At 71.7% G+C, this 16,042-nt stretch carries 16 protein-coding genes, 1 tRNA gene and 1 pseudogene; 5 read left to right on the forward strand and 13 right to left on the reverse strand.

Going from position 1 to position 16,042, the window contains the following annotated elements; genetic code table 11:
- Window positions 1–408 precede the first annotated feature (408 nt).
- Window positions 409–852 (reverse strand): GNAT family N-acetyltransferase, encoded by a 444-nt coding sequence (locus tag K7787_RS23965; protein ID WP_019986052.1) that lies wholly within the window; start codon window positions 850–852, stop codon window positions 409–411.
- Between the two features lie 298 nt (window positions 853–1,150).
- Here K7787_RS23965 and K7787_RS23970 point away from each other — a divergent pair, with 298 nt between their 5' ends.
- Entirely contained in the window at window positions 1,151–1,927 is a 777-nt protein-coding gene (locus K7787_RS23970) for a LuxR C-terminal-related transcriptional regulator (protein WP_019986053.1), read from the forward strand.
- 101 nt (window positions 1,928–2,028) lie between these two features.
- Here the strand turns inward: K7787_RS23970 and tamR are convergent, their stop codons facing one another.
- Window positions 2,029–2,526, reverse strand: coding sequence for a MarR family transcriptional regulator TamR (gene tamR, locus K7787_RS23975; RefSeq protein ID WP_009189059.1), 498 nt, complete (start codon window positions 2,524–2,526; stop codon window positions 2,029–2,031).
- Between the two features lie 127 nt (window positions 2,527–2,653).
- On the opposite strand from tamR, the gene K7787_RS23980 reads away from it, so the two are divergent.
- Complete coding sequence (locus tag K7787_RS23980; RefSeq protein WP_223002905.1) at window positions 2,654–3,580, forward strand: trans-aconitate 2-methyltransferase; 927 nt, start codon at window positions 2,654–2,656, stop codon at window positions 3,578–3,580.
- A gap of 3 nt (window positions 3,581–3,583) precedes the next feature.
- Complete coding sequence (locus tag K7787_RS23985) at window positions 3,584–3,946, forward strand: VOC family protein (protein WP_009189057.1); 363 nt, start codon at window positions 3,584–3,586, stop codon at window positions 3,944–3,946.
- 2 nt (window positions 3,947–3,948) lie between these two features.
- Here the strand turns inward: K7787_RS23985 and K7787_RS23990 are convergent, their stop codons facing one another.
- The 4 genes from K7787_RS23990 to K7787_RS24005 form a co-directional block, all read right to left on the reverse strand.
- The gene (locus tag K7787_RS23990; protein WP_019986056.1) at window positions 3,949–4,203 is read right to left on the reverse strand and encodes a type II toxin-antitoxin system RelE family toxin; all 255 of its coding nucleotides are present in this window, start codon (window positions 4,201–4,203) and stop codon (window positions 3,949–3,951) included.
- The gene (locus K7787_RS23995) at window positions 4,200–4,454 is read right to left on the reverse strand and encodes a type II toxin-antitoxin system Phd/YefM family antitoxin (RefSeq protein ID WP_019986057.1); all 255 of its coding nucleotides are present in this window, start codon (window positions 4,452–4,454) and stop codon (window positions 4,200–4,202) included. Before K7787_RS23995 ends, K7787_RS23990 begins: the two co-directional genes overlap by 4 nt.
- A 90-nt stretch (window positions 4,455–4,544) precedes the next feature.
- Complete coding sequence (locus K7787_RS24000; protein ID WP_009189054.1) at window positions 4,545–5,219, reverse strand: TetR/AcrR family transcriptional regulator; 675 nt, start codon at window positions 5,217–5,219, stop codon at window positions 4,545–4,547.
- Window positions 5,216–6,226 carry an acyl-CoA desaturase gene (locus K7787_RS24005; RefSeq protein ID WP_009189053.1) on the reverse strand — a complete coding sequence of 337 codons (1,011 nt, stop codon included), beginning with the start codon at window positions 6,224–6,226 and terminating at the stop codon, window positions 5,216–5,218. The genes K7787_RS24000 and K7787_RS24005 overlap by 4 nt, the downstream gene beginning before the upstream one ends.
- A gap of 295 nt (window positions 6,227–6,521) precedes the next feature.
- On the opposite strand from K7787_RS24005, the gene ppc reads away from it, so the two are divergent.
- Entirely contained in the window at window positions 6,522–9,251 is a 2,730-nt protein-coding gene (gene ppc / locus K7787_RS24010) for a phosphoenolpyruvate carboxylase (RefSeq protein WP_223002906.1), read from the forward strand.
- Between the two features lie 114 nt (window positions 9,252–9,365).
- Here the strand turns inward: ppc and K7787_RS24015 are convergent, their stop codons facing one another.
- The 7 genes and pseudogenes from K7787_RS24015 to K7787_RS24045 form a co-directional block, all read right to left on the reverse strand.
- Window positions 9,366–9,926: a hypothetical protein gene (locus tag K7787_RS24015; protein WP_223002907.1), complete on the reverse strand. Its 561-nt coding sequence runs from the start codon at window positions 9,924–9,926 to the stop codon at window positions 9,366–9,368.
- A gap of 52 nt (window positions 9,927–9,978) precedes the next feature.
- Window positions 9,979–10,590 carry an aminoacyl-tRNA hydrolase gene (gene pth / locus K7787_RS24020; RefSeq protein ID WP_009189050.1) on the reverse strand — a complete coding sequence of 204 codons (612 nt, stop codon included), beginning with the start codon at window positions 10,588–10,590 and terminating at the stop codon, window positions 9,979–9,981.
- A 145-nt stretch (window positions 10,591–10,735) separates the two neighbouring features.
- Window positions 10,736–11,332 carry a 50S ribosomal protein L25/general stress protein Ctc gene (locus K7787_RS24025; RefSeq protein WP_009189049.1) on the reverse strand — a complete coding sequence of 199 codons (597 nt, stop codon included), beginning with the start codon at window positions 11,330–11,332 and terminating at the stop codon, window positions 10,736–10,738.
- 203 nt (window positions 11,333–11,535) lie between these two features.
- Window positions 11,536–12,510 (reverse strand): ribose-phosphate diphosphokinase, encoded by a 975-nt coding sequence (locus tag K7787_RS24030; RefSeq protein WP_009189048.1) that lies wholly within the window; start codon window positions 12,508–12,510, stop codon window positions 11,536–11,538.
- A gap of 137 nt (window positions 12,511–12,647) precedes the next feature.
- Window positions 12,648–14,096 carry a bifunctional UDP-N-acetylglucosamine diphosphorylase/glucosamine-1-phosphate N-acetyltransferase GlmU gene (gene glmU, locus K7787_RS24035; RefSeq protein ID WP_009189047.1) on the reverse strand — a complete coding sequence of 483 codons (1,449 nt, stop codon included), beginning with the start codon at window positions 14,094–14,096 and terminating at the stop codon, window positions 12,648–12,650.
- Between the two features lie 112 nt (window positions 14,097–14,208).
- Window positions 14,209–14,279, reverse strand: a tRNA-Gln gene (locus K7787_RS24040).
- A 6-nt stretch (window positions 14,280–14,285) separates the two neighbouring features.
- Window positions 14,286–14,576 (reverse strand): annotated as a pseudogene (locus K7787_RS24045) (hypothetical protein); the annotation flags it as partial.
- 97 nt (window positions 14,577–14,673) lie between these two features.
- On the opposite strand from K7787_RS24045, the gene K7787_RS24050 reads away from it, so the two are divergent.
- Entirely contained in the window at window positions 14,674–16,014 is a 1,341-nt protein-coding gene (locus K7787_RS24050; RefSeq protein WP_223002908.1) for a sensor histidine kinase, read from the forward strand.
- Window positions 16,015–16,042 lie beyond the last annotated feature (28 nt).

Here is a 16,042-nt window from a genome sequence, read left to right on the forward strand (position 1 = left end):
AACTGGCTGAGTGCAAAAACCATCGCGCCTTCCCCGAGAAACTGCCCCGTTACCGGGAGCGGTGATGAAGGGCGACGAGTTACGGTCCCGCCTCGACCGGCGGGGGACGGCTGAAAATCCGTGGTGAGGCCTCGGTGCGGTGCCGGCCGAGGTGATCGGGCACGTGCTCGGGTGTCGGCTGGTGACCGCCGAGTAGACGCGGGGCCCCGAACATCGGGCTCGGGTGGTTCACCCCCCCGCACCGTGGCCCCGTCAGTGTGCGGCTGGTCTTTCGTCGGGACGATGAACCGCGGGCCCGCCGGGCCTAGCAGGCCATCGAACGGCTGCGGGCGGGGAAACCGTTGATGCCCGAGGCGGAGACGCCGGCACCCCGCCCCTCCGCCCCGTCACGGGCGGCCTGACGCCCCCTCACCCCAGCGGCTTCACCAGTGTGTACTCCGTGTGGCCCGGGGGGTAGTCCGGGAGGGCGCAGATGATTTTGTAGCCGTGGCGGCGGTAGAAGGCGGGGGCCTGGAAGTCCCAGGTCTCCAGGCGGGCGCCGGTGCAGTCGCGCTGGTCGCGGGCGATGCGTTCCGCGCGGACCAGGAGGCGCGAGCCGAGGCCCGCGCCCCGGTGCCGGGCGTCCACCCACAGGTACGTCACATGCAGCCACGTCGCCCAGGTGTGGCCCACCAGGCCGCCCGCCAGCGCCCCCGCCGGGTCCAGCGCCCACACGTGCAGGGGCGCCTCGCGCTCCGCCGGGGTGCCGCGCAGCGCCGCCAGTACGGGGGAGGCCGCCGTGTTCGTCTCGCGGAGCCGGGAGCGGAGCAGATTGCGGCGCTCGTTGTCGACTCCCGCCTCGATACGGAACATGCGGCACACCCTAAACGCGACGACCGATCAGTTCTGCGAATTGTCTTCCCCTTCCGGCCGCCGTCCGTACTCTGAGGAACGGTGCCGGTGGGGGCCGGCGCCGTTCAGGGGGCGAGACGGCCGGGTAGGGCGCCCGCAGTGGGGGTAGCACTCCCGCAGGGCGGCGGCCGTGCGGTCGTACCGGCCCCGGGCGCCGTACCCGCACCCGAAGCGGCAGCGGCGGCGCCGCAGCTGCGTGATGTGCGTCTGCGACGACGGGAATCCCCTGCTCCGCCGGGAGCTGGGGGAGGGGGGTTCAGTGGTTCGAGTCCGAGTCCTGGTCGTCGACGACCACCGGATCTTCGCGGAGTCGCTCGCCGCCGCGCTGGCGGCCGAGCCGGACGTCGACGTGTCCGCGGCCGGTTCCGGACCGGCCGCGCTGCGCTGCCTGGAGCGCGCCGCCGCCGAGGGCCGCCGTTTCGACGTCCTCCTCGTCGACGCCGACCTCGGCGGGAACGTCCCCGGCGAGCGGCCCGCCGTGCCCGTCCAGGACGGCAACGCCGACGGGCTGGTGGACGGCATCTCCCTGGTGGCCGGGGTGCGCACCGCCCAGCCGGGGGTGCGGACCGTCGTGCTCGCCGAGAAGGACGACCCGCGCCGGGCCGCGCTCGCCCTCCAGGCCGGGGCCTCGGGCTGGGTGGCCAAGGACTGCTCGCTGTCCCGGCTGCTCACCGTGATCCGGGGCGTGCTGCGCGACGAGACGCATCTGCCGCCCGCCCTGCTCACCGGCGTCCTGCGCGAGCTGACCGCGGCCCGCAAGCACCGCACCGAGAGCGAGCGGCTGGTGGCGTCGCTGACCCCGCGCGAGCGGGAGGTGCTGCGCTGCATGGTCGCCGGGCTCGGCCGCAAGGCCGTCGCGGAGCGGCTGTTCCTCTCCCCGCACACCGTCCGCACCCATATGCAGAATGTGCTGGGCAAGCTCGGCGTGCACTCCACGCTGGCCGCCGTCGCCCTGGCCCGCCGCGCCGGCGTCGGCCCGGCCGAACTGGGTCCCGCCGCCGGGCGCATCGACGTCGAGGAGAGCAGCAGCGCCTGACCAGCTCCGGGCGCCGGAGGCAGGCCCGTGGCCCCTGCCTGGCCTGCCCTCGGCGGCCCGCGACGCACCAGGCAGGTCCACTGCCGGTCCGCCGCCCGCCCTCAGCCCGGGATGTTGTCGAACGGCGCCGTCAACTGCCGCAGCAGCCCGGCCAGTTCCGTGCGCTGAGCGGCGGAGAGTTCGCCGAGGATCGCTCGTTCCTGGGCCAGCAGGCCCGCGAGCGACTGGTCGGCGCGGTCGCGGCCCTCGTCCGTGAGCCGGACCAGCACCCCGCGCCGGTCGCTGGGGTCGGGCAGCCGTTCGACCAGGCCCTTCTTCGCCAGCCGGTCGATGCGGTTCGTCATCGTGCCCGAGGTGACCAGGGTCTGGGTCAGCAGTTGTCCGGGGGAGAGCTGGTACGGCGCCCCCGCGCGCCGGAGCGCGGTCAGCACGTCGAACTCCCAGGGCTCCAGACTGTGCTCGGCGAAGGCCAGCCGACGCGCCCGGTCCAGGTGCCGGGCCAGCCTGCTGACCCGGCTCAGCACCTCGAGCGGTTCCACGTCGAGGTCCGGGCGCTCCCGCCGCCACGCCGCGACCAGCCGATCGACCTCGTCCTCCATGCGATCAGTGTAGTGGTTGTGTCGATGTGAAGTCTCTTGACATCAACATTCTTGACATGGAGAGAAGTTCGGGGAGACAGTGGAACCGCTCCAGCGTGTCGCCGACGACGAGCCCGAGGAGGCCGCCATGTCCGAGTCCAGGTCCCCGTCCAGGTCCGAATCCAGCCGGTCCGAATCCAGCCGGTCCGAATCCAGCCGGTCCGGGGCCGGCCAGCCCGGGGCCGGCCAGCCCGGGGCCGGCGCCCCCGCCCCCGTCTGGGACCCCGCGCAGTACCTGCGCCACGCCGGCCACCGGGCCCGCCCGTTCGCCGACCTCCTCGCCCGCGTCCCGCCCCCGCCGACCGACGCGCCCCGCATCGCCGACCTCGGCTGCGGCCCCGGCAACGTCACCGCGCTCCTCGCCGACCGCTGGCCCGCCGCGCACATCACCGGCTACGACAACTCCCCCGAGATGCTCGACAAGGCCGTCGTGGAGCACGCGGGCCCGACCCCCGGCGGCGGCCGGCTCGACTTCGCCCCCGCCGACGTCCGCACCTGGACGCCCCCGGAGCCGTGCGACCTGATCGTCAGCAACGCCACCCTTCAGTGGGTGCCCGGGCACGCCGGCCGGTTCGCCGACTGGGTGGCGGCCCTGAAGCCGGGCGGCGCCCTCGCCTTCCAGGTGCCCGGCAACTTCGCCGCCCCCAGCCACACGATCATGCGCGCCCTGGCCGGCTCCGCCCGCTGGCGCGACCGCCTGGACGGCGTCCTGCGCCACGACGACGCCGTGCTCGGCCCCGGGGAGTACCTGGAGCGCCTGACCGCCCTCGGCTGCGCTGCGGACGTGTGGGAGACGACGTACGTCCATCTGCTCCAGGGCGAGGACCCGGTGCTGGACTGGGTCAAGGGGACCGGGCTGCGGCCCGTGCTCACCGTCCTCGCCGACGATCCCGGGGCCCGCGACGCGTTCCTCGCCGAGTACCGGACCGCCCTGCGCGAGGCCTACCCGGCCGGGCCGCACGGCACCCCGTTCCCGTTCCGCCGCATCTTCGCCGTCGCCCGCAAGGAGGCGTGACACGTGCTCACCGCCGTCGACCATGTCCAGCTCGCCGCCCCGCCCGGCTCCGAGGACGACCTCAGGGCGTACTACGCCGGTGTCCTCGGCATGACGGAGATCCCCAAGCCGCCGGTGCTCGCGGCGCGCGGCGGCTGCTGGTTCCGGGCCGGGGCCGTGCAGCTCCATTTGGGGATCGAGACCGACTTCCGGCCCGCGAGGAAGGCCCATCCCGGGCTGCGGGTGACCGGCATCGAGGCGTACGCGGCCCGCCTGGCCGAACGCGGCGCCCCGGTCACCTGGGACGACGACCTGCCGGGCCACCGCCGCTTCTACTCCGAGGACCCGGTGGGCAACCGCCTGGAGTTCCTGGAACCGACCGGGTGACCTCAGGAGGGGGTGCGGCCCAGGTGCGTGACGAGGATCTGGATGACCTCGGACTCGATGACGTACAGGACTCGGTAGTCGCCGATGCGCAGGCGGCGAAGGTCGGGCGAGCCGTACGGACTCGACCCTGCCGGGCGTGGATCGTCGGCCAACTTGTCGATGGTGTCCAGGACGACGGCGAGACCGCCGGGGTCCTCCGCCAGGAATCGGGTCGCCGCATCGAGGGCGTGCGGTTCGAAGAGGATCTCGTAGGTCACTTTTGCTCAAGCCCCAGACGCTTGCGCACCTCATCCATCGGAATGCCCGGCCCGAGCGTCCCCTCCGCCTTTCGCCGCTGGTAGTCGGCGACGGCCAAGGCGTCCTCCAGATCCTCTATCACCTGCGGTGACACCAGCAGTGCGGCCACGTGTCCGTGGTCGGTGAGGGCGATGGTCTCGCGGCTGTGGGCGGCCCTGCGGACCAGGTCGCCGAGCTGGGAACGGGCAGCGCTGATCGCGATCTCAGTCATAGGCGAATCATGCCACAAGATTAATCTTGAGCCCTCTAGGTATCACTCGATCGGGTGACGCCAACCCGATGGTCACCCGATCGAGTGCCCTCAGCTCTTGCGGTGCCCGATCAGCCGCGGCTTCGGCTCCAGGCCGTCCAGGCCGTGCCAGGCCAGGTTCACCAGGTGCGCGGCGACCTCCGCCTTCTTCGGGCGGCGTACGTCCAGCCACCACTGACCCGTCAGCGCGACCATGCCGACCAGGGCCTGCGCGTACAGCGGGGCGAGCTTCGGGTCGAAGCCGCGGGACTTGAACTCGCGGCCCAGGATGTCCTCCACCTGGGTGGCGATGTCGGAGATCAGGGAGGCGAAGGAGCCCGTGGACTGGGGGATCGGGGAGTCGCGGACCAGGATGCGGAAGCCGTCCGTGTACTCCTCGATGTAGTCCAGCAGCGCGAAGGCCGCCTGCTCGCACAGCTCCCGGGGGTGCCCGGCGGTCAGCGAGCTGGTCACCATGTCCAGCAGCCGCCGCATCTCGCGGTCCACCACCACCGCGTACAGCCCCTCCTTGCCGCCGAAGTGCTCGTACACCACCGGCTTGGAGACCCCGGCCTTGGCCGCGATCTCCTCCACCGAGGTGGCCTCGAAACCCTTCGCCGCGAACAGGGTGCGACCGATCTCCAGCAGCTGCTGGCGGCGCTCGGCACCGGTCATCCGGGTGCGGCGCGCACGCCGCGGCTTGTCATTGCTGGGGGTGCTGGAGTCGGTCGCCACGGCGTCAATCATGCCGCCTTCGCGGTCTCCCTCCGGCGGCGGGAGCCGCGTACGTCGGTGTTGCGGCGGGAATCGATACGCGAGCGTGACGGCCAGCGCACGTCATAGGCCCAGCCCAGCCGCTCGCACCAGCGGATGATCCGCGCCGAGGAGTCCAGCTGCCAGCGCTCCACACCGTGCCGCGCGGAGGTCGGGTCGGCGTGGTGCAGGTTGTGCCAGGACTCGCCGCAGGACAGGATCGCCAGCCACCACACGTTGCCCGAGCGGTCCCGCGACTTGAACGGCCGCTTGCCGACCGCGTGGCAGATCGAGTTGATCGACCAGGTCACGTGGTGCAGCAGCGCCACCCGGACGAGTGAACCCCAGAAGAACGCGGTGAACGCGCCCCACCACGACATCGTCGCCAGCCCGCCGATCAGCGGCGGCAGCCCCAGCGACACGATCGTCCACAGCACGAACTGCCGGGAGATCCGCCGCATCGCCGGGTCCCTGATCAGATCCGGCGCGTACTTGTCCTGCGGGGTCTGCTCCTCGTCGAACATCCAGCCCACATGCGCCCACCACAGGCCCTTCAGCAGCGCGGGCACGCTCTCCCCGTAGCGCCACGGCGAGTGCGGGTCCCCCTCGTGGTCGGAGAACTTGTGGTGCCGGCGGTGGTCGGCCACCCAGCGCACCAGCGGCCCCTCCACCGCCATCGACCCCGCGATCGCCAGCGCGATCTTCAGGGGCCGCTTGGCCTTGAAGGAGCCGTGGGTGAAGTGCCGGTGGAAGCCGATGGTGATGCCGTGGCAGCCCAGGAAGTAGAAGAAGACCAGCAGACCGAGGTCCAGCCAGCTCACCCCCCACCCCCACGCGAGCGGCACCGCGGCGACCAGCGCCAGGAACGGAACGGTGATGAACAGCAGCAGCGTGATCTGCTCGATCGAACGCTTCTGCTCGCCGCCCAGGGTGGCGGAGGGCGTCTGGCCGGCCGCCGCCTGAGGGGCTTCGTCGATCACATCGGAGGAGCTTGACGTCATGGGCGTCCCCTGTGGGGTCGAGGGTCGAGACAGGTGCCGGAGGCCGTTTCCGGGAGCGGCCGGCTCCCTACGGTTGCGTAACCTACGGCAACGTAAGTATGGCAGTGCGTCGCCGCGCGGCAAGAGCCCCTGGCCTGCGCGTCCCACCCGACACCTAGACTTGGTACCGGTCGGACAGCGCGGTCCGCTGAAGAAGATGACTTCCCGGATGCCCGGCCCGTATGCGGCCCACGCCGCGCGGCACCCTTCCGGGTTCCCTCCCAGACGAGCTTCAACACTGCAAGGAGCCGCACCTGTGAGCAGTGCCGACGACCAGACCACGACCAGCAGCGAGCTGCGCGCCGACATCCGCCGACTGGGCGACCTGCTAGGGGAGACCCTGGTCAGGCAGGAGGGCCCGGAACTCCTCGACCTGGTCGAGAAGGTCCGCCGCCTCACCCGCGAGGACGGCGAAGCCGCAGCCGAACTGCTGCGCGGCACCGAACTGGAGACGGCGGCCAAGCTGGTCCGCGCCTTCTCCACCTACTTCCACCTCGCCAACGTCACCGAGCAGGTGCACCGGGGCAAGGAACTGCGCGCCCGCCGCGCCGCCGAGGGCGGACTGCTCGCCCGTACGGCCGACCGGCTCAAGGACGCCGACCCCGAGCACCTGCGCCAGACCGTCCAACACCTCAACGTCCGCCCGGTGTTCACCGCGCACCCCACCGAGGCCGCCCGCCGCTCGGTGCTCAACAAGCTCCGCCGCATCGCCGCGCTGCTGGAGACCCCGGTCCTCGAGTCCGACCGCCGCCGCCTGGACACCCGGCTGGCCGAGAACATCGACCTCGTCTGGCAGACCGACGAACTGCGCGTCGTGCGTCCCGAACCCACCGACGAGGCCCGCAACGCCATCTACTACCTGGACGAACTCCACGCCGGCGCGGTCGGCGACGTCCTGGAGGACCTCACCGCGGAACTGGAACGCGTCGGCGTCAAGCTGCCCGACGACACCCGCCCGCTCACCTTCGGCACCTGGATCGGCGGCGACCGCGACGGCAACCCCAACGTCACCCCGCAGGTCACCTGGGACGTGCTGATCCTCCAGCACGAGCACGGCATCAACGACGCCCTCGACATGGTCGACGAACTGCGCGGCTTCCTGTCCAACTCGATCCGCTACACCGGCGCCACCGAGGAACTCCTCGCCTCTCTCCAGACCGACCTGGAGAACCTGCCCGAGATCAGCCCCCGCTACAAGCGGCTCAACGCCGAGGAGCCCTACCGGCTCAAGGCCACCTGCATCCGGCAGAAGCTCGTCAACACCAAGCGCCGCCTGGCCCGCTCCACCGCCCACGAGGACGGCCGCGACTACCTCGGCACCGCCGAACTCCTCGCCGACCTGCGCCTGCTCCAGGACTCGCTGCGCCAGCACCGCGGCGGCCTGTTCGCCGACGGCCGGCTCGCCCGCACCATCCGCACCCTGGCCGCCTTCGGCCTCCAGCTCGCCACCATGGACGTCCGCGAACACGCCGACGCCCACCACCAGGCCCTCGGCCAGCTGTTCGACCGGCTCGGCGAGGAGTCCTGGCGCTACGCCGACATGCCCCGCGACTACCGGGCCAAGCTGCTCGCCAAGGAACTGCGCTCCCGCCGCCCCCTCGCCCCCACCCCGGCCCCCGTGGACGCCGCCGCCGCCAAGACCCTCGGCGTCTTCGAGACCGTCAAGCGCGCCCTGAGCGTCTTCGGCCCCGAGGTCATCGAGTCGTACATCATCTCCATGTGCCAGGGCGCCGACGACGTGTTCGCCGCCGCCGTCCTCGCCCGCGAGGCCGGCCTCATCGACCTGCACGCCGGCTGGGCCAAGATCGGCATCGTGCCGCTGCTGGAGACCACCGACGAACTGAAGGCCGCCGACACCATCCTGGAGGACATGCTCTCCGACCCCTCCTACCGGCGCCTGGTCGCGCTGCGCGGAGACGTGCAGGAGGTCATGCTCGGCTACTCCGACTCCTCCAAGTTCGGCGGCATCACCACCAGCCAGTGGGAGATCCACCGCGCCCAGCGCCGGCTGCGCGACGTCGCCCACCGCTACGGCGTCAGGCTGCGCCTCTTCCACGGCCGCGGCGGCACCGTCGGCCGCGGCGGCGGCCCCTCCCACGACGCCATCCTCGCCCAGCCCTGGGGCACCCTGGAGGGCGAGATCAAGGTGACCGAACAGGGCGAGGTCATCTCCGACAAGTACCTGATCCCCTCCCTCGCCCGGGAGAACCTGGAACTGACGGTCGCCGCCACCCTCCAGGCCTCCGCCCTGCACACCGCGCCCCGCCAGTCCGACGAGGCGCTCGCCCGCTGGGACGCGGCCATGGACGTCGTCTCCGACGCCGCCCACGCCGCCTACCGACGGCTCGTCGAGGACCCCGACCTGCCGACGTACTTCCTCGCCTCCACACCGGTCGACCAGCTCGCCGAGCTGCACCTGGGCTCGCGGCCCTCCCGCCGCCCCGGCTCGGGGGTCTCGCTCGACGGCCTGCGCGCCATCCCGTGGGTGTTCGGCTGGACCCAGTCCCGGCAGATCGTGCCCGGCTGGTTCGGCGTCGGCTCCGGCCTCAAGGCACTGCGCGAGACCGGCCTGGACACCGTGCTCGGCGAGATGCACGAACAGTGGCACTTCTTCCGCAACTTCATCTCCAACGTCGAGATGACGCTCGCCAAGACCGACCTGCGCATCGCCCAGCACTACGTCGACACCCTCGTCCCCGACGAGCTGAAGCACGTCTTCGACGTCATCAAGGCCGAGCACGAACTCACCGTCGCCGAGGTACTGCGCGTCACCGGCGAGAGCGAACTCCTGGCCGCACAGCCCGTGCTGAAGCAGACCTTCGCCATCCGCGACGCCTACCTCGACCCGATCTCCTACCTCCAGGTCGCCCTGCTCAAGCGGCAGCGCGACACGGCGGCGGCCGGCCAGGAGCCCGACCCGCTGCTCGCGCGGGCCCTGCTGCTGACCGTCAACGGCGTGGCCGCCGGCCTGCGCAACACCGGCTGACCGGCACAACGCACAGGGCGCGCCCCCGGGTTCACACGAACCCGGGGGCGCGCCCGTTCGCGTCACGGCGCACGGCGGCTCACGGCGCACGGCGGCCGGAAAGCCCTGCGCGCCTCACAGCGCCAGGAACGCCCCCGTCAGCAGCGCCACCCCCGCACCGGCCAGCACCCAGGCCGCCCGGATGCGGCGCAGCCCGCCCGCCACCACCACGGAGGCCAGCAGCAGCGCGCCGCCCAGCGGCGCCCACGCGTACAGGATCCCGGCCGGACCCGTCCTGAGGACCTCGCCGCCGCCCGGCTTCACCACCACGTCGTAGGTGCGCCCCTTGCGCACCGCCGCCGAGTCGATCTCCACCCGGGCGCGCGCCGCGGACCCCGGCGTGCGCGGCGTGTACGGCCCGCTGCACGCATCCCGGGCGCACGCCGTCACCTCGACCGTGCCGCGCTCGCGCCCCTTGGTCAGCATCACGTACGGCGCGGTGCTCCAGGACGCCCAGACGCCCGCGATCAGGATCAGCACCGCGACCGCGCCCATCGAGGCGACCCGGCCGAACCGCAGCGCGGCGACCGAGGCGGTGCGGGCGGCCTCACGGGGCGGGCGGCCCTTGCCGGTGGCCGTACGGCCCCGGCGGGAACGGCGGGCGGTGGCTGCGGCGGCGGGCATGGCCGGGATCATTGGCCATACCCGCACGCCCGGTCAACTCGCGGGCGGCCGGGACCCGGACAAGTCAGGAGTTGTACGCACTCTGAGCCCGCTCCAGACCCTCGGCGAGCAGACACTCCACGGCGTCCGCCGCCCGGTCCACGAAGTAGTCCAGCTCCTTGCGCTCGGCCGAGGAGAAGTCCTTCAGCACGAAGTCCGCGACCTGCATCCGGCCCGGCGGCCGGCCGATCCCGAACCGCACCCGGTGGTAGTCGGGGCCCATCGCCTTCGTCATCGACTTCAGGCCGTTGTGCCCGTTGTCGCCGCCGCCCCGCTTCAGCCGCAGCACCCCGTAGTCGATGTCCAGCTCGTCGTGGACGGCCACCACGTGGTCGAGGGGCACTTTGTAGAAGTCGCGCAGCGCGTTCACCGGGCCGCCCGACAGGTTCATGTACGACATCGGCTTGGCCAGCACCACCCGGCGGCTCGCCGGCCCCGGCGGGCCGATCCGCCCCTCCACGACCTGCGCCTGCGCCTTGCCGGCCCGCTTGAACCGGCCCCCCATGCGGTCGGCCAGCAGATCCGCCACCATGAACCCCACGTTGTGCCGGTTCATGGCGTACTCCGGTCCGGGATTGCCGAGCCCCACGATCAGCCAGGGGTCGCTCGCGGAACTCACCGGGGTGCTCACGTCCATGTCTCCTTGATACGCGCCTGCCCACAGCGGCCGATGATGACTACCGCTGTGGGCAGGCGTTCCGCAGGGCGGAACGGGTGGGCACAGCCATACCGCCGGGTGCCCGGTAAAGGGGCGGCGGGGACAGCTGCGGTCAAACGGCCGGTCAGGCCTCCGCGGCCTCTTCGCCCTCGCCCTCTTCGCCCTCCGGGGCCTCCTCGGCCTGGGCGGCCAGGACCTGGAGGACGACCGCGTCCTCGTCGACGGCCAGCGAGACACCGCTGGGCAGGGTGATGTCCTTGGCGTGGATGGAGGCGCCGGCCTCCAGGCCCTCCACGGACACGGTGACCTGCTCGGGGATGTGCGTGGCCTCGGCCTCGACCGGCAGCGAGGACAGGACGTGCTCCAGCAGGTTGCCGCCCGGGGCCAGCTCGCCCTCGGCGACGACGGGGATCTCGACGTTGACCTTCTCGCCGCGCTTGACCAGCAGCAGGTCGACGTGCTCCAGGAAGCCCTTCAGCGGGTCGCGCTGCACGGACTTCGGGATCGCCAGCTCGTTGGACTTGCCGTCGATGTCCAGGGAGATCAGGACGTTCGGCGTGCGCAGCGCCAGCAGCAGCTCGTGGCCCGGAAGCGTAAGGTGCAGCGGGTCCGTGCCGTGCCCGTACAGAACACCGGGGACCTTGTTGTCACGGCGGATACGGCGGGCGGCGCCCTTGCCGAACTCGCTGCGCGTGGCGGCGGAGATCTTCACCTCGGACATGCTCATCACTCCTCGTAGAAGTAGGGACTGTGGTCACCCGGCCTACGAACGGCCTGCTACGAAGAGCGCGTCGATTACGGACCGCCGCGTCCGCGCAAACGGAAACGGCCTCCCTCGCCGAGCAACTGCAGCAGTCTACTCGGGGAGGGAGGCCGAACCCAAAACGATCTCGAACCGACGCCTGACGGACGCCAGAATGATCGTTACTGCTCGTCGAACAGGCTCGTGACGGAACCGTCCTGGAACACCTCGCGCACCGCGCTGGCGATCGTGGGCGCGATCGACAGCACCGTGATCTTGTCCAGCTCCAGCTCGCCCGGCGTGGGCAGCGTGTCCGTGAAGACGAACTCGCTCACCTTCGAGTTCTTCAGCCGGTCGGCGGCCGGACCCGACAGCACACCGTGCGTGGCCGTCACGATGACGTCCTCGGCGCCGTGCGCGAACAGCGCGTCGGCGGCGGCGCAGATCGTGCCGCCGGTGTCGATCATGTCGTCCACCAGCACACAGATGCGGCCCTCCACATCACCGACGACCTCGTGCACGGTGACCTGGTTCGCCACGTCCTTGTCGCGCCGCTTGTGCACGATCGCCAGCGGCGCGCCCAGACGGTCGCACCAGCGGTCGGCGACCCGCACCCGGCCGGCGTCCGGGGAGACGATCGTCAGCTTGGCGCGGTCCACCTTGCTGCCCACGTAGTCCGCCAGCAGCGGCAGCGCGAACAGGTGGTCCACCGGGCCGTCGAAGAAGCCCTGGATCTGGTCGGTGTGCAGATCCACGGCGAGGATGCGGTCCGCGCCCGCGGTCTTCATCAGATCGGCCACCAGACGCGCCGAGATGGGTTCACGGCCCCGGTGCTTCTTGTCCTGCCGCGCGTAACCGTAGAACGGCACGATCACGGTGATGGAGCGGGCCGACGCGCGCTTGAGCGCGTCGATCATGATCAGCTGCTCCATGATCCACTTGTTGATCGGGGCGGTGTGGCTCTGGATCAGGAAGCAGTCCGCGCCGCGGGCCGACTCCTGATACCGCACGTAGATCTCGCCGTTGGCGAAGTCGAACGCCTTCGTCGGGACGACCCCGACACCCAGCTCGTGGGCGATCGCCTCGGCAAGCTCGGGGTGGGCGCGGCCGGAGAAGAACATCATCTTCTTCTCGCCGGTCGTCTTGATCCCGGTCACAGCACTGTCTCCTCAGAGGGTGTTCGCAGCTGGGTGTCGAGATGACCTCGTCAACCGTGCGCGAGAGGCCGTCTCAGCTGGTGGGGTGCGGGTGTGCACTTATCACGGTACGCCGTCCCAGACGCACCTGTTTCCGGTCAGGCTTCGCCTTCCGCCTTCGGGGTGGCCGCCTCGGCCGCCTTCGCGGCCGCGCTCCCGGGACGCTTGCGCGCCACCCAACCCTCGATATTCCGCTGCTGGCCGCGGGCCACGGCCAGCGAACCCGGCGGCACGTTCTTCGTGATCACCGAGCCGGCGGCGGTGTAGGCGCCGTCCCCGATCGTGACAGGAGCCACAAACATGTTGTCCGAACCGGTACGGCAGTGCGACCCCACCGTGGTGTGGTGCTTGTCCTGCCCGTCGTAGTTCACGAACACGCTCGCCGCGCCGATGTTCGTGTACTCGCCGATCGTCGCGTCGCCCACGTACGACAGGTGCGGCACCTTCGTGCCCTCGCCGATCCGCGCGTTCTTCGTCTCGACGTACGTGCCGACCTTCGACTTCAGCCCCAGCCGGGTCCCCGGCCGCAGATAGGCGTACGGCCCCACCGACGCCTCGGGACCCACCACGGCGCCGTCGGAGACGGTGTTGTCCACCCGCGCCCCGGCGCCCACCTTCGTGTCCGTCAGCCGGCTGTTCGGGCCCACCACGGAGCCCGCCGCCAGATGCGTGGCCCCGTGCAGCTGCGTGCCCGGCAGCACCGTGACGTCCTGCTCGAACGTCACCGTCACGTCCACCCACGTCGTCGCCGGATCCACCACGGTCACCCCGGAGAGCATCGCGGCGGTCAGCAGCCGGTCGTTGAGGATGCGGCGCGCCTCGGCGAGTTGCACGCGGTTGTTGATGCCCGCGATCTCCCGGTGGTCGCCGGCCACGCTCGCGCCGACCCGGTGCCCGGCCTCGCGCAGGATGCCGAGGACGTCGGTGAGGTACTCCTCGCCCTGGCTGTTGTTCGTGCGGACCTTGCCGAGCGCGTCGGCGAGCAGCCGCCCGTCGAAGGCGAACACCCCGGAGTTGATCTCCCGGATCGCCCGCTCCGCCTCGGTGGCGTCCTTGTGCTCCACGATCGCGGTCACGGCGCCCGTCTCCGCGTCCCGCACGATCCGGCCGTACCCGGTGGCGTCGGGGACCTCGGCGGTCAGCACCGTCACGGCGTTGCCGTCCCCGGCGTGCGCGGCGGCCAGGTCGCGCAGGGTCCCGGCGGTGAGCAGCGGGGTGTCGCCGCACACCACGATGACGGTGCCCTCCACGGAGCCGCCCAGCTCCTCCAGCCCCATGCGGACGGCGTGCCCGGTGCCCTTCTGCTTCTCCTGCACGGCGGTGCGCGCCGCGGCGTCCACCTCGGCGAGGTGCGCGGTCACCTGCTCGCGGGCGTGCCCGACCACGACGACCAGGTTCTCCGGGTTCAACTCACGCGCGGCGGCCAGCACATGGCCGACCAGGGAACGGCCGCAGATCTCATGCAGGACCTTGGGTGTGGCCGACTTCATACGGGTGCCCTCACCCGCTGCGAGAACTACGACGGCTGCCGGGCGAATGGCGCTCACGGGATGCCCTTCGGCTTCTGGGTGGGGTGGACATCCGCAGGATACCGGGGCGGCCGTGGGGGGAGACGAGAGCGGGTCCCGGCTGCGACAACCAGGACCCGAACTCAGCTTGCTCCCGGGGGAGGACTCGAACCCCCATGATCAGAACCAAAATCTGACGTCTTGCCCTTAGACGACCCGGGATTGCCGTTATGTCCGATTCCCTGAGTCGGTCACCGGTGCGGCAGCCCCTACTATGCCGTACCACCAGCCCTCGATGCGACGGTACAGCTCGGCGCTTGGGAGGACGCCGATCACGAGGCAGCCGCGGTAGTCCTCGCCGACGTTCCTGCGCGTGGTCTTGGGGTTGTGCTTCTTGAGCGTGGTCCTCGGGAACTGGGAGGCGTCGGCCTCGAGCAGGTCGGACCAGTAGCGCTCGGCCCCCTCCACGTCGCCCGTCTCGTGAATCATGACGCGGTACCGCGGGCGCTCGTCTTCGATGCGGTCGTTTTCGCCGTCGTTCGATTACGCGCCGTGCTCGGCGTCGGTGCGCGAAACTCGTCGGAAAAGCCGGTGGGCGCGCCCGTAGGCTGGAGGCATGACCACGACGGGGGAAGAGCACGCCACCGCCCTGACCGGGCCGTGGTGGTGGACGCGATGGCGCAGCGCGTTGTTCGACGGAAGTCTGGCGCTGGTGTCGGCCGTGGAGTGCGGGGCGGAGGGGCGGTCCTTCGCGCGGGACGCGGGGCTGCCGCTCGTCGTGGGGGTGGTGTTCGGGCTGCTGGCCGGTTCGGTGCTGCTGGTGCGGCGCCGCTGGCCGATAGCCGTGGTGCTGGTGGCGATCGCCGTCACACCGGCCCAGATGGGTTTCCTGATGGGCATCGTCGGGCTCTACACCCTCGCCGCCTGCGAGCTGCCGCGCCGGATCATCGGGGCGCTGGCCGGGATGTCGCTGGTCGGGACGATGGTCGTGACGTTCGTGCAGGTGCAGCGGGACATGGCGCGGGGGGACTTCTCGCTGGGGAACTGGTTCGTGCCGTTCGCCGCCGTCACCACGTCGCTCGGCCTCACCGCGCCGCCGCTCCTGCTCGGTCTGTACGTGGGCGCCCGGCGGCGGCTGATGGAGTCCCTGCGCGAGCGGGCGGACAGTCTGGAGCGGGAGCTGCAGCTGCTCGCGGAGCGGGCGGAGGAGCGGGCCGAGTGGGCCCGGGGCGAGGAACGGACCCGGATCGCCCGGGAGATGCACGACGTGGTCGCGCACCGCGTGAGCCTGATGGTGGTGCACGCGGCGGCGCTGCAGGCGGTGGCGCGCAAGGACCCGGAGAAGGCCGTGAGGAACGCGGCGCTGGTGGGCGACATGGGCCGGCAGGCGCTGACCGAGCTGCGCGAGATGCTCGGGGTGCTGCGCAGCGGTGGTGAGGAGCGGCAGCGGCAGGACCGGGAGCGGGCCGCCGCCTCCGCGGCGCCGCCGCTGGTGGCGGTGGGCGCCGCGGCGGCCGCCGCCGCTTCCCGGGCCGTGGGGGAGCCGGGGGGTGCGGAGGGGCCGTGTCTGGCGGAGCTGGAGGAGCTGGTCGGGCAGTCGGCGGCGGCCGGGATGGTCGTGGACCTGTCCGTGCAGGGCGAGGCGCGGGAGTACGGCGCGGAGATCGAGCAGACCGCGTACCGCGTGGTGCAGGAGGCGCTGACCAACGTGCACAAGCACGCGGCGGGTGCGAAGACGTACGTACGGCTCGCGCACCGGGCGTCGGAGATCGCGATGCAGGTGGAGAACGAGCCGCCGCCCGAGCAGGCGTCGGCTCCGCCGGTGCGGCTGCCGTCCGGCGGCAACGGCCTGCTCGGCATGAAGGAGCGTGTCCACGCCCTGGGCGGCGTCTTCGTCTCGGGCCCGACGGACGCGGGGGGTTTCCGGGTGTCGGCGGTGATTCCGGCCACGTCGTAGCCGGGGTGGGAGGGGCCGCCCACCCCGC

Origin of the sequence: Streptomyces sennicomposti, from assembly GCF_019890635.1 — a bacterium.
GTDB classification, from domain to species: Bacteria; Actinomycetota; Actinomycetes; order Streptomycetales; family Streptomycetaceae; genus Streptomyces; species Streptomyces sennicomposti.